This is a genomic window from Magnetococcales bacterium, from assembly GCA_015228815.1.
Classification (GTDB): Bacteria; Pseudomonadota; Magnetococcia; order Magnetococcales; family UBA8363; genus UBA8363.
The window spans coordinates 48,646-62,404 of sequence record JADGCV010000017.1; the positions used below are offsets into that span (position 1 = coordinate 48,646).

Sequence of the window (13,759 nt, forward strand, 5' to 3'; positions counted from 1 at the left end):
GACTGGTTATTGCAAGGATTCCCTTGACACGTCATGAAATCCTTTGACGCGAACATGATCCGCCTGTAGGATTTTGCTAAATCGTATCTAAATCGTATCTAAATCGTGTCTAAATCGTTTCATGAGGGGATCGTTTCTCATGCCTTCATCCTCCACAAAAATCGGTTTCTTTTCCGGAAACGTTTCCGAAAACGGGCAGGAAACAAGGTATCGTGACGGTCCGATCATCAGCCGGTCCATGATTCAACGGTTTCTCCAAACGCATTTTGAGAAAGACCAACCCGATCTTTTCCAAAGCAGAGGGTATGTTCAAAGCGGCAAGGAAATCAGTGCGGAAGAAATGGATCGCCGCACCATGGACATCCTTGATCAATGGTAGATCAGGATTCCCGCCGTACCCACATCATCTCCCGGCTTCAAACTCCGGTCGTCCAGGAAGCTCTGGCCGATCTGGTCGATGATTATTGGGATCGGTTTCAGGTCGTTTTCCGTATCGCCACCGCAGAAAAAAATGGGGTTCGTCCCGCAAATGTTGCCAATGAAATGTTTTCCTGCCTGCATCACATTGCACGTGGGTTGACCTGTGGCACCACAGCAGACGATTCCGTCGCCGAAATTCGCAAAGCCTACGAATCCCATATCAAGCGCGCCACCCTGGATTCCTACAAAATCGCCATCAACAGCATCCTTGAGGAAGACGAGGTTCTCGCGGGCCTTCTGGATTATATCCTTCTGGCCGACGAAGTGGTTGCCGACTTCAAGGACAAGGTCGAAAACATCAAAAACATTCATCGGCTCAAACAGGATTGCAAGACAGCCTATGTCAAGGCCAAGGAATTCGAAGCTGCGGCCCGATGGTCCGAAGCGATCAGGACGTACCACGACACCCTGGATATTGCAAAGGATCTCAGAAAATCACTGCAAACACTCCAGGAAGATCCTATCACCATCGCATTCCTGGCGCGTGAGGGAAGGCGACGTCAAGAACGCACTGAAGACAGGAAGCACGATTTTCGCAAGGGTATGATCATCGCCATTCTCGCATCCGCCATCACAGCCGTCTCCACCCTGCTGATTCGCATTTATCTGCCCCAGTATTTGCCCTGATTCGCACGAACATCGGGCCACATCCGTTGTTCCCTCCCCGGGAGCCAAGGCGCTCCTCATCGTCCGTCATCACCGTATCCGAATCACCCCTGGGCCACCATGGGGCGATCCGTTCATCGATAAAAAAGAATCTGGAGGACTCGCTTGGGAGCCATTGACTTCACCGTTGCCGCCTGGGGTCAGGCGGTCGATGTGGCGGGACCGGGAGGTTGCCTGTGCGGCGGATGCGCCGTGGCGGTCGATGGGGAAGGCAATCTTTATGTCTCCAGAGTGGTTCAGGGGGGGGCCATCCATGTCGCCCAATCCACCGATCGGGGGGCCTCGTGGAATGATGTCCCGGTGGTTGCCGGAGGGGTGGAATTCTATCGCCATGCCTCGGCGCTCCTCGTCGATGCCGCAGGAACAGTCCATCTGTTCTACGTCGATGCCGACCATGCCCCCCGGCATGCCCGCTCGTTCGACGAAGGGGACACCTGGTCGATCCAGTCTCCCGCCCCGACCCTGGGTCCCTGTTCCCGTCAAATTGATGCCGTCACCGACCGCGCCGCCATCCGGTTATACCTCCTGCTGCGTGACGATGACATGGGTACCCTTTTTCTTGTTCGTTCCCCCGATGGCGGGTCCACCTGGGCCACGCCGGTGCAGGTGGCAACCCCCCTGCCCCATCTTGGCTGGGCCGTCCATCTGCGATTGGCCATCGACGGCAGGGGAACCCTCCATATCCTGGCGGAGGCGATCATCGCCGATCAGCGGCAAACCTTCCTGACCCACTCCCGCGATGACGGCGCCACCTGGGACCCCTGGGATCAATCCTGGAATCCCGGACAGGCGGTCGCGGCCAGTCTGATCGCCTCGGGCCATGGCCATCTGGTCATCGCCTGCGTCAACGGCCAAACCCTCACTGCCCTGCTTTCGAACAATGGCGGCAAAACATGGCAATCCCGCACCATCCTGGCCGCCCCCTTCGTGTTCGACCTCTGGTCCCCCCCGGGATTGCTCAAGGACCCCAACGGCAATCTTCATCTGTTCGTCTATCTGGGCGAACTGCACACCATCCGCCACATCCATTCCCGCGACAATGGCAACACCTGGAGCCAAGGGGAAGACATCTTCACCGCCACCCTTTGGAAAACACCCGCCGATATTCAACCCCTCTGGGCCAATGGTCGAATTGCCGTCGTCGCATCCCTCGGAATCAGCGCCACGGTGGGCAAGGTGCGTTTTATCAGTGGCGATACCCTGGTCATTCACCATGCCCCGCGGCTCAACCGAATCGAACCCGACCACATCGCCGCCGGCGTCGGCAACCATTTCTACCTGATGGATGCCGGTGAAACAGGCAATGGGACCTCCATCGCTTCAGTGCTGGAACGGACCGGCCTGACCCCCGAAGGACCCGAAGAAATCATCACCGTCCTTGAAGTCTGGCCCGACTGCTCGATGAATACCGAAGTCACCCTGCAAATGGGTACCCAGATGACCCTCGACGAGGCGGTCACCTGGCATCCACCCGTCGTCCTCAACCCCTTTACCGCCGATCATGCCCCGGTTCGGGTAACCGGACGGTATATCGCCATCCGTTTCATCATCGACCTCGACTGCGCCTGGGCCATGCATGGATATACGTTGGTCTATGAAAAGTGCGGTCGCCACTGAGAATAAACGTCCTGGGGCTTTGCCCCAGACCCCACCGGGAAGGGGTTTCCCCTTCCCGGACCCATCCATAATATTTTTTCGGAGACTTTTGATCATGGGATCCATCGATTTTTCGGCCTACGGCAGCGGCGATCGTTACCGACGCACCGAACCCGATCTGCTCATGGCCTCGCCGACCGATCAGAAAATCTATCTTTGCGATGCCGGCGAAACCGCCGACGGCACCCCCCTGACCGCCACCCTGACCCGCGACAGCCTCCCCATCGGCGGGATGGGACCGGGCCAGTATCAGTTGAACGATCTGTGGCCGGAACTCGAAGCGAGCGGAGCGATCGCAATCCAACTGGGATTCCAGAAGAAACTGGGAGACGCCATCACCTGGAAATCGGCCCACGAGTTCAATCCCGCCACCCATGCCCATTTCGCCGAGGCCTGTCAGAACAGCACCGATCTTGCCGTGACCGGTCGATTCATCAGCATCCGCTTTCAAAGCACCACCGACCTGTCCTGGAATCTTCTGGGCTATGCCCTGGAATTCGAACCTCAAGGAAAATATTGATGAAGACCGCCAACCTTGGCGCCGTCTATGGCGTCAACCTTCCTCCCAGTCAACCCGAACACCTCGCTTCCTGGGCCTACCAGGAACTCAACCGCATCGCCAACGCCGCCCGCGAAGCCAAAACAATCACCAAACTTGTCGTTTTGCACGAGGAACCAGGCAAATGCGAAGACGGCAATCTGGTCTGCGCCGACGGCACCCATTGGAATCCCGGCTCTGGAGCCGGTTTTTACGGTCGCATCAACGGCCAATGGATCAAACTGTAATCAGGGAGAACCCATCACATGCCCAAAAACATCCTGACCCGTGGTCCCTCGAATCCACAAAGAGGCAAGGAAACCCGTGATGGCATGACGAAACTAAAGGATGCCATCGATTCCTACTGGAACAAGAGCCAGGACGAGGAAGGCCGGACCTTGTACAACCGCCATCTAGCAGCCCAGGCGCAACTGGAACATCTGGAAACCCTGAAATCGCTGGGGAAGCTGGGCAACGACGGTCAATCCTCCGCGGCACGGGAACAAGATTTCAACCAAATCCGGCAACAGTTGCAAAACGAAGCCGCAACCACCCGGCAAACGCTGGAACAGAGACTTGGCGACGACCCCGACGCCCGTTCGTTGCTGTTCCATGAGGTCCGATACGGGGGCAGCGGCGCCTACAAGACACTGGCCGGGGAATTGGGTGTGTCGAACCTTCCCGGAGACACCCCGGAATGGGAAGGCTCCTACGACAAGACCGCCCGGCAGGCGCAGGATCTTCTGGGTCATCGACTGGCGGCGCCCGGAGAAGAAATGCGCCGCAACAGTATCCCATCCCCTGCCACCGGCCCGATTGACAATGCTTCGACCCTGCCGGTGCCATCCTTCGCTCCGTCCTCCGCCTCTTCCGCCGTTGTGTCCGACACGGTCGATCATGACCTGATGCAAAGGGCGTTGCGTGCCGAAATGGCGCAGCAGTTTCAGGATTCGCGGCAGGCCCTCGGTACCCAACTAAACACACAGGCCGATGCCCAACGCCTGGCGTTTTCACAGGAAATGCTGCCGCAACTGTCGGGAGAGGCGGTCATGATGGGCCATTTTGGCTCATCGCGTCAGGGCATCGCCGAAGGGATCGCCCGGGGGCGTCTGGAAGCGCAACTGGCCTCGGAACAATCCGCGGCGATTGCCAACCTGGAATCGGGAATCGCCAGCATGCAGAATCAATGGGGGCTGGAACAGATGGGAGCGACACATCAGTTGGCCCTTCAGGACCGGGCCAGTCAGCAGTCCCTGAACGAAATCGGTCTGCGTGCCCAAACCGACGTCGCGGTGGCCCGGCAAAAAGGATTGGTGGACATGGACATCGCCCGCCTTCAAAGTGGCCTGAACCTGGATCTCGCCCGGCAACAATTCCAGATGAACCAGGAATCCGCCAGCCAACAGGGGGCCATGCAACAGGCGCTGGCCCAGCAACAGACCGCTCAGGCGTGGGAACTGGAAAAGTGGCGGCGGGAAGAGGAACTCAAGGAAAAACAATGGTCCTTCGACCGTCAGGAGGAACAACAGGTACGCCTGAAATCGCTTGATTCGGAACAGGCGATGGCCCTGGAACAATTCCGCGCCAACCAGTCTCTTCAACAAGCCACGACCCTGGAAAAACTTCGCGCCGAGCAAGCCCTCGGGCAGGCCACGACCCTGGAAGAGATCCGCGGACGCCAGGCCCAGGAACAAACCCGGCTCCAGGCAGAAATGGACATGAAAAAAACCCAGATGGCCGGCGCCATCGACCTGTTCGGCGACATGGCCAAGGTTGGGGTCCTGGAAACCAAGGCAACCCCCGAAAGCCAACGTGCCGCCATCGTCCGCAAGGAACTGGGATTGCCCCAGTTTCAACCCGCAACCCTCGCCACCACCAAACTCAACCCCTACAAAAAAGTCGTCCCCTCCATCGAAGACGCCACCCACAACATTCAAGCAAGACTGGCCTCGGTACGCCGCTCCTGACCCAGGCAACCCTGGAACCGTATACCTCCTGGAAAACATTGAGGAACAAAATCAGGGGACATGATCCGGGTTCGAGATTTACCAATTTTCAGATTCGTATCATGTCCCCAAACGGTTTGAGCGTGTTGCGGCTGGCTCCGGTCCGCCGGCCAGGGAGCGGGTTCAGGCAGTCTCCATGGCCAAGAAGGAAAACCATTCCCTTCGGTCAATCCACTGGATGGAGTCCGGAAGGTTGAGATCGCCGAGTTCTTTCATCATGATGCCATGTATAATGGAATCATGTTTTCTGTTGAATACAGAAAACATTTCCGCCAAAATGGGTTGAAAGGAAAAACTGTGTCACATCCCTCCTAAGAATCGGACGGCAAATTGTCAAAATCCACGTCGGAGATCACAACCCTTGCTCAAGGAAAACAGGATGCTCTTCAACATCTCTATAATTTACAAGACCCGACCCATCAACGGCGTACAACGACTCCATGGAATCATGTCATGATGCAAGACTTGACCCCTCCATGTGCTGAAACAGGGGAAACTATTGAAAGGCAGGAAATAAATCGGCATCGCCCGTGGGAAACAAAAAAAGGTGACAAATCTTTCTGGGATCGTTTCTGATGGAACCCCCCATCATTGTAAACGAGGATGGCGATCTTTCATTTTACAAAACCGTCAAGGATGCAGAATGTTCCATAGAAGGCGTTGATGTTGAAGATGGCGTCTATCAGGGGTTTGATAAAAACGGGACAATCCTCAATCGTAACCGTTCAGACCCCCTCTCCCTCCGGAAGAGGGTCGGGGTGAGGGGAAACAGAAACTCCATCATTCAAAGGGCTGTGGTGATCCTTGAAGAGCCATTCCAATTGCTTGATTTCGTGACGAGATCTTTCTATGGAATTACCGTTGATCAAAGCGCCGGTTCCCTCACCCCTGCCCCTCTCCCAGAGGGAGAGGGGAAAAAATCCAGGGGGGGTCTGAACGGTTACCCTCAATCTCATTGCCAAGAATGTCAGAAGGAAAAAAGTGCCATGGCTGTTTGGGATGGAGATCATTGATATTGGGACAGTCGAAATCAGAGACGGAACCGAGAAGAATCCGGAAATGTTAAAGACGTTATTGAGAAACCATATCTCATCATTTATAGAAAGAAAAAACATGAACGAGAAGGTGCTGGACGACAATTTGGAATCACTCCTGGCCCAAGCCATCGACCTTAGTGGCTATACGTAGAAACAAGTGGGATCAGGTCTTGCATTGCGACATCTCTAAGAAAAGAACACATCCAAAGGGTGAAGTTTCAATGGCATTTGCCCGATTCATGAAAATTTGGGTTCTGCCGACCAACGAAGCTGCACTTTTTTCTCTGATGTTCGTGAACATCCGTCTCAGTGTCCAGCGAAATTCATCGCCCCTGCGACTACATTGTATATCATAATTCTATTCGAGGTGATGGGGCCTTGAACAAGGACAGGCAAGAGGTTTGATCCGGAACCATCGCCCCCGTTTGGGGGGCATTCCGCTATCGAAACCTCAACGGCGGTTCTTTCCGCGGCTGGCTTTCTGCTTGGCCCTCTTCGCCTTGGTGTTGGCCGGTTTTTCTCCCCCTCAATCGGCAAGTTCGTAAGCCGTGCTTCGCCCGCCACTGGCCATTTTGCGTAGAACTCCAAGCGCAATCAATTCATTGATATCGCGCAGCGCCGTATCGGACGAGCACTTGGCGATGGCGGCCCATTTGCTGCTGGTGAGCTTCCCCTGAAAGCCATCGAGCAACCGGTTGAGCAACTTCACCTGCCGCTCGTTCAACGGCATGGTCGCCCAACGCTGCCAGAAACGCGCCTTGACCAAGACGGCGTCGAGCATATGCTGGGCGCTCTCCACGGCTCGGAGCAGCGCCCCAAAGAACCACGCCAGCCACTTGGTGACATCCAGCGTCCCTTTCTGGGTCTGCTCCAGGATGTCGTAGTAGGCCTTGCGCTCACGCTGGACCTGCGCCGACAGGCTGTAGAACCTCTGAGGACTGCCATCGGCGCGAGCCAGGAACAGATCGCCCACCGCCCGGGCTATGCGGCCATTGCCATCCTCGAAGGGGTGTAACGTCACAAACCACAAATGCGCCAGTCCTGCCTTGATCAAAGCGGGTTCTGGTGTGTCGGCATTCGCCCAGGCCAGGAAGTTGGCGACATCGACCTCCAGTCGAGCAGCCGGTGGCGCCTCATAATGGACAAGTTGCCGATGAACCGGCCCCGAGACCACTTGCATCGGGCCGCTGCCATCGTCGCGCCACGTTCCGACACAAATCCTGGACAGCCCACTGTACCCGGTGGGAAACAGGGCCGCGTGCCAGCCAAACAACCGCTCGGAGGTGAGCGGTGCCGCGCATCGGGCCGTAGCGTCAAGCACCATTTCGACCACCCCCTCGACGTGCCGGTCGACCGGTGCCAGGGCGCCGATGTCCACACCGAGGCGGCGGGCAATGGAGGAACGCACCGAATCGACGTCGAGCCGTTCGCCCTCGATCTCGCTGGTTTTGACCACATCCTCGGTCAACGCGGTCAGGCTGGCTTGGTTGCGTAGCGGCATGCCGATATCGGCCAGCCTGCCCAACAGCAACCCCTGGGCGCGGCTCACCTCGCCCAACGGCTTCACCAGCGAGGCAAGGTCGTAGCGCATGGTCGGCCAGTCGGCCAGTTGCCAGATATACCGTGCATCTTGGTTGTTCATGCGGCGAGTGTGGCATGCATGCGGCGCGAGGGCAAGCTATTCGACGCATCATGCGCGGCGAATGGCCGGGCGATTCTCCGCAGCTATTGCTATTCGCCTGAAAGCAGGAGAGGATGAGCAGTGGTTGCCCGTTCGACGCCGGGTTCCCTCGCCCCCTGATTGGTGCGAAGAGGGATCGAAATGGTCGCGAGGTTGGTGTGCGTGCAACATGTTTATTTTATTTGCGAAATCTGGGTCAAAATGGTGCGAGGTCGGATTGGGCATCCGTCCTCGGCCACAGAGAAAGAGAGAGGGGTTCGGGCCGGTTTTGGCCCGGTTGGGCGGGGGGCCGACCTCGCGGGAGGTGAACTCTGTTTTGGCCGTCGCCGTAACCATTGTAAGCGCCGAACGAACCCCATCAGCAAAGTGACTTGCTTTTTTCTGAATTTTTGCAGTTCCAGGGAAGGAGGGCTGCAAACTCTTCCACCGTGGTTGCATTGGGAATCGCACTGAAGACCTTGCGAAGGTAGGCGTAAGGTTCCAAACCTGATGCCTTAGCCGTTTCGATCAATCTGTAGAGGTTGGCGGAAGCCTTGGCTCCTGCGACAGAATTGGAGAAGAGCCAGCCCTTGCGACCGATCGCGAACGGGCGTATGGCGTTTTCCACGGAGTTGTTGTCGATTTTCAATCGGCCATCTTCGATATGCCAGATGAGACTTGGATTAACTTTGCTCAAGTCGGAAAAGAAGTTGATATACTGCCCCCGGATCTCCTGCCCCGGAAAAGAAATTGATACACTGTCCCCGGATCTCCAAAAAGACCTCTTTCAAATCATGCGGTGGACGCATCATGGCAAACCTGCCGCATGGCGAATCAACGCCCCCAAACTTTTAATCTCCATCCCCCCGGGAAATTCAAAACGGATCTGGTTCGGCAACTGGATCACAACGTCGCTCAGGGATTCATGACCTGCATCTCCAGATCCATCATGCCCTTGATGCATGACCCGTAAAGAACGAAATGTGGGGAAGATCGGCGTGGTTGTGGTCGGGAGCATCCCCCTTTTCCGAAACCAACTTCGCCAGCGGTAAAGGTCCTGTGGTTCCAAGCCGTGTTCCAGGGCATAATCCTTCACACCCCCATTGGCGGAAACTTCACACTGCCGAATGTGCCTGATCCAAAAACTTTGCAGGGAGGTCAATCCCTCCCCATCCATTGCGTTTGTATCCATATCCTGCTCCTTGATGTTGGAAATCTTGGATCAGGATCGCAGATAGAAAAAACGATGGGAACCCTGGGGTTCGTTCGGCGCTTACGATAGAAAAAACGATGGGAACCCTGGGGTTCGTTCGGCGCTTACGCATGATCGGGCGATCCATGCGCTTCTGTCAGAACTGAACCAGATCCAGTTCTGCCACCCTGAGACGGGAGATAAATTGATTTACGAATTGGTGTAATATTCGTCGGAAAAGTGCCAACTGGAAAGAACGAGGGATCAGGAAGTCTGAAATTGCGATGGTCCGTGGAGGTCAATTTGATGTTCATTAAGGAAATCATGAAGATGAACATTTTGAAAGGCCGCACTCCAGAAATGGTGCGCAAGGAGATAGGCGTCCATCTGCTGACGTACAACCTGATTCGGACTGTCATGGCTCAAGCCGCCAACCGGGTGGGAATCATGCCCATCAGAATCAGCTTCAAAGGAGCGTTGCAACAAATGGACGCCTTTGCGCACCGGATCGCCATCGCCACCGGCGACCAACAAGCCCGTCTTGTGGACGAACTGTTGCGCGCCATTGCGTACCATCGAATCGGCAATCGGCCTGGACGCGCGGAACCACGAGCCGTGAAACGCCGACCAAAGGCTTTTCGACGTCTCAGTCAACCAAGGGCAGAAGCCAGATTTTCCCTGGAGAAATATGATGTTGCGGCCATCTAAGCGCCATTGGACTCAAGGCGACTTTTATAATTTATTTCATGGCCAAAGGTGCGAATTCGCTCCCGCTCCCCACTGGAAAAGTGGTCGGCTGCGGCGATCAATTTTTGCAGGGGGGTGGTGGCCCGATGATGTTTTGCGGCCAGGTTGAGCCAATGATCGGCTTTGTCATCGGTTCTGGAATATCCATCCGGGCGCAGAGTGGCGACATGCCCGGAATCGGATAGCCACTCACAAAAATGTCTTGAATGCAGAGAATGATAGCTGGTAGCCTTTTCTTGGCCATTTTTTGTGTTTTTCCTTATGCAACAATCAATTTTCCATTGTTCCTCATCGTTCCTGTATGCAGAAAATTCTTCACCACGTTCCAGAAGTTTGCCAACATCGTGGAGCAGAGCGCCAAGTATCACATGGTCAAGGTTGTTCATAAGCTAGATCCAGAGAATATTTTAATAATCTAATATTGTATAAATAACATAGGACAAATTATTTGTCAATGTATTTTCTTAAGTAATTAATGCCCCTTTGGGGTAAGGTCCCGGGAATTCAGAGGAAGAACGAGGATGGACGGTCTTGGCCGTGACTCCGGCCATTTTGCAAGGAATGATGCGTATCTTGTGCCACACCAAGAAATATGATCTTTCATCTTTTTGATCATAAAGTGAATATAGCATGGCCCGTCAAACTTGGATTAGAATCGCAGATTGGGTTGTGCTATCGTGGAGACGGGAGGATTTGGACAATAACGATGATCGATCATGGTGGATGGGGGCAAAAACGATGGCCGGCGATCTCCTGAGACGTTTTCATCATTTTGTCCGTTCCTTTTTTCACCCGCGCAGGATGAGCGGGAAACCCGCGATTCAAACGCCAGGTTTCCTGGCGCTTGAATCGCGGCTCATGTTCGATGCCTCGCCCTTTCTTGTCGCGCATGATGGAATTTTCCTCGGGGAAAATCCGGGTGATTCACCGTCGAACGATCATTCGGAAAACAATGGCGATCGTCTTCCATTTCCGCCGGATTCCTCCCCTCGTGCCCCGCTGACAACGCAATCCAGGCCCACTCCCGAGGAGGTCGTATTCGTCGATTCCTCGGTCTCGATCCCCGCTTCCTGGCTCGAAAAGGAACAAGCCGCCGTGGTCACCCTGACATCGGGAAAGGATGGCCTGGCGGAAATGACCCGTTATCTGGCGGACCGGGAGGGAATCCAGACCATTCATGTCTTTTCTCATGGGGAACCGGGGGCCATCGAATTGGGGACGACCCGGCTTTCCCGGGAAAACCTCGATGCCCGTGCGGCGGAAATCGGTTCATGGAAAGACGCCCTGACTGCGGACGGTGACATCCTTCTGTATGGATGCAATGTCGGTCAGTCCCAGGAGGGAATGATGTTTCTTTCTCGACTGTCCACGTTGACGGGAGCCGATGTCGCCGCATCGACCGATCTGACCGGATCGGCCAATCGGGGTGGAAACTGGACCTTGGAAGCGACCACGGGCGTCATCGACGCAAACGTGGCCGTGGATGCCAGGGTCGGAACGTTCTTTGACGGCACCCTGGCGACGATCACCGTCACCAGCAACCTTGACAGTGGTGATTTCGATGGCACGGTCGGCGGTGTGACCCAGGTAACGCTGCGCGAGGCCCTTTCCAATGCCAACAACGACAACAATTCCGCCGATTCCGCCGCCAATGCGGGTTCGGGAACCGATACCATCACCTTCGATCCCTCCCTGAGTGGTACGACAATCACCCTGTCCGGGTCTCAACTGACCATCAGTTCATCCCTTACGATCGATGGCGACCTTGATGATGACGGCACTCCGGACATCACCATCGATGGCAATGGAGATTCCAGGATTATCTCCGTCAGTTCAGGGACTACGGTATCATTGCATGGACTCATTCTGACCCATGGGGACATTGGTTCCAATAATGGCGGGGCCATCAGAAATCTGGGAGACCTGTCCATCTTCGATTGCACCATCACCGACAATGCCGGTGATCTTGGCGCCGGCATTTATAACAATGGCGGTACCCTTCTTCTTCAGGACAGCACCGTTTCGCTCAATACCGGAGTCGGCGATGGCGCCGGAATCTACAATAATGCCGGAACCCTGACCATCACCGACAGCACCATCTCCCAGAACAGTCTTGGAAACGACCAGGGAGCCGGAGTTTACAGCAAGGATGGAATCCTGACGATCAGTGGTTCGACCTTTTCCGATAACACCACGAATTCCTACGGTGGTGGTCTCTATATCGATAATTCCACGACCACTATTACCACGACCACATTTACAGGCAACGAGGCAAGTCGGGGGGGCGGCATGTACATCAACGACAATAATCCCGTCGATCTTGTTTCCGTGACCATGACTGGAAATACCGCCAGTCTCTATGGTGGCGGCATCTACAATCTTGGAACCGATCTTGGTCTGACCGGAAGCACGATTACCGGTAATTTTGCCTCCTCCGGTACAGCGATCTACACTGCGAGCGGGGCACAAACGGAATCAACCACCAGTACTGTCGATGACGTTGCCGGATCCGGAACCTTTACCGGCTCCTGGACCCCCATTCTTGATCTGGATGATTCATCCACCGCCGACAACCATTTTTCCGCCACCTTTACCGAAGGGGCTTCGGCCATCAACGTCACCGATACCGACGTTGTCATCACCGATCCCGATTCCACCAACCTTGCTTCCGTCACCCTCATTCTGACCAATCGTCCCGATACCACCGCCGAGACCCTGTCCGTCAACGGATCCCTGCCTGGTGGCATCACGGTTTCCGATCCCTATGACAACGCCGACGGTCAAATGATATTGAGCGGTGTTGCCACCATCGCCGATTATCAGACGGCCCTGACCCAGATTGTTTACAATAATTCAAACAACCACCCCGATACCACCAACCGCCTGGTCACCATCAGCGTCAGCGATGGAGTCAATTCGAGTGCCACGGCCCAATGCACCATCGCCATCGTTCGGACCAACGATGCCCCATCCTTTTCCGGACTCGGAGCGACGTTGTCCACTGCGGAGGAGGCTCAGGGGGTGGTGATCGATGGTGATGCCACGGTCAGCGATGCGGAGTTGGATCTGGGCACCTTCAATGGCGCCACCCTCCGTTTGGAACGAAATGCGGCGGCCAACAGTGAAGATCTCTTCGCAACCTCCGGCAATCTGTCATTTTCCGGGTCCGATCTGGTCTGGAACGGAACAACGGTGGGTTCGGTCACGACCAACGGTGGCGGAACCCTGTTGTTGACGTTCAACGCCTTGGCCACCCAATCCGTCGTTGGTTCGGTCCTGCAAAATCTGACCTACCAGAACAGTTCCGAGGTCCCACCTTCGAGCGTTACCATCGATATTACTCTGAATGATGGCAACGGGACCGATCAGGGAAGCGGTGGTTCCCTGTCGGTGACGCAATCGGTTGTCGTCAGCATTACCGCCGTCAACGATATTCCTGTTTTCTCCGGATTGAATGGCACACCCACCTTCACCGAGGGGGGAAGCGCCGTGGTCCTCGATGGGGATGTTACGGTCGCCGATCTGGAACTTGATTCCACTACCTATGAAGGCGCGACGTTGCAACTGGCCCGCACCGGCGGCGGCAACAGTGATGACCAGTTTTCCACGACCGGCAATCTGGCCATTTCAGGGAGTGATCTGACCTGGAACGGAACCACGGTCGCTGCGATCACGAGCAACAGCGGCGGCACTCTGGCGTTACAGTTCAACGGCAATGCCACCACCGCGATGGTCGCTTCGGTGATGCAAAATCTGACCTATTTCAATATCAGTGAT

The 13,759-nt window shown here is 55.5% G+C and carries 12 protein-coding genes; 9 read left to right on the forward strand and 3 right to left on the reverse strand.

Annotation, left to right across the window (positions count from 1 at the left end; genetic code table 11):
- Positions 1–139 precede the first annotated feature (139 nt).
- From HQL76_08925 to HQL76_08955, 7 genes are all read left to right on the forward strand, one after another.
- Positions 140–379, forward strand: a complete 240-nt coding sequence (locus tag HQL76_08925; protein ID MBF0109285.1) for a hypothetical protein — start codon at positions 140–142, stop codon at positions 377–379.
- Positions 373–1,107: a hypothetical protein gene (locus HQL76_08930; GenBank protein ID MBF0109286.1), complete on the forward strand. Its 735-nt coding sequence runs from the start codon at positions 373–375 to the stop codon at positions 1,105–1,107. The genes HQL76_08925 and HQL76_08930 overlap by 7 nt, the downstream gene beginning before the upstream one ends.
- Positions 1,108–1,251: 144 nt before the next feature.
- Positions 1,252–2,763: an exo-alpha-sialidase gene (locus HQL76_08935; GenBank protein MBF0109287.1), complete on the forward strand. Its 1,512-nt coding sequence runs from the start codon at positions 1,252–1,254 to the stop codon at positions 2,761–2,763.
- Positions 2,764–2,857: 94 nt separating this feature from the next.
- On the forward strand, positions 2,858–3,322 hold the full coding sequence (locus HQL76_08940; protein ID MBF0109288.1) for a hypothetical protein: 465 nt from the start codon (positions 2,858–2,860) through the stop codon (positions 3,320–3,322).
- Positions 3,322–3,588, forward strand: a complete 267-nt coding sequence (locus tag HQL76_08945; GenBank protein MBF0109289.1) for a hypothetical protein — start codon at positions 3,322–3,324, stop codon at positions 3,586–3,588. Before HQL76_08940 ends, HQL76_08945 begins: the two co-directional genes overlap by 1 nt.
- Before the next feature lie 18 nt (positions 3,589–3,606).
- Positions 3,607–5,307 (forward strand): hypothetical protein, encoded by a 1,701-nt coding sequence (locus tag HQL76_08950; protein MBF0109290.1) that lies wholly within the window; start codon positions 3,607–3,609, stop codon positions 5,305–5,307.
- Between the two features lie 614 nt (positions 5,308–5,921).
- Positions 5,922–6,359, forward strand: a complete 438-nt coding sequence (locus tag HQL76_08955; GenBank protein MBF0109291.1) for a hypothetical protein — start codon at positions 5,922–5,924, stop codon at positions 6,357–6,359.
- Positions 6,360–6,909: 550 nt separating this feature from the next.
- On the opposite strand, the gene HQL76_08960 is transcribed toward HQL76_08955, so the two are convergent.
- Together HQL76_08960 and HQL76_08965 are read right to left on the reverse strand one after the other, a co-directional pair.
- Positions 6,910–8,025 (reverse strand): Fic family protein, encoded by a 1,116-nt coding sequence (locus HQL76_08960; GenBank protein ID MBF0109292.1) that lies wholly within the window; start codon positions 8,023–8,025, stop codon positions 6,910–6,912.
- Positions 8,026–8,422: 397 nt separating this feature from the next.
- Positions 8,423–8,692, reverse strand: a complete 270-nt coding sequence (locus HQL76_08965; protein MBF0109293.1) for a transposase domain-containing protein — start codon at positions 8,690–8,692, stop codon at positions 8,423–8,425.
- A gap of 873 nt (positions 8,693–9,565) precedes the next feature.
- On the opposite strand from HQL76_08965, the gene HQL76_08970 reads away from it, so the two are divergent.
- Positions 9,566–9,943 (forward strand): hypothetical protein, encoded by a 378-nt coding sequence (locus HQL76_08970; GenBank protein ID MBF0109294.1) that lies wholly within the window; start codon positions 9,566–9,568, stop codon positions 9,941–9,943.
- Here HQL76_08970 and HQL76_08975 read toward each other — a convergent pair.
- The gene (locus HQL76_08975) at positions 9,940–10,368 is read right to left on the reverse strand and encodes a hypothetical protein (GenBank protein MBF0109295.1); all 429 of its coding nucleotides are present in this window, start codon (positions 10,366–10,368) and stop codon (positions 9,940–9,942) included. The two genes, HQL76_08970 and HQL76_08975, sit on opposite strands and share 4 nt — an antisense overlap.
- Positions 10,369–10,720: 352 nt before the next feature.
- Between HQL76_08975 and HQL76_08980 the strand changes: the two genes are divergently transcribed.
- The coding region (locus HQL76_08980; GenBank protein MBF0109296.1) for a DUF4347 domain-containing protein at positions 10,721–13,759 on the forward strand (3,039 nt) is incomplete at its 3' end.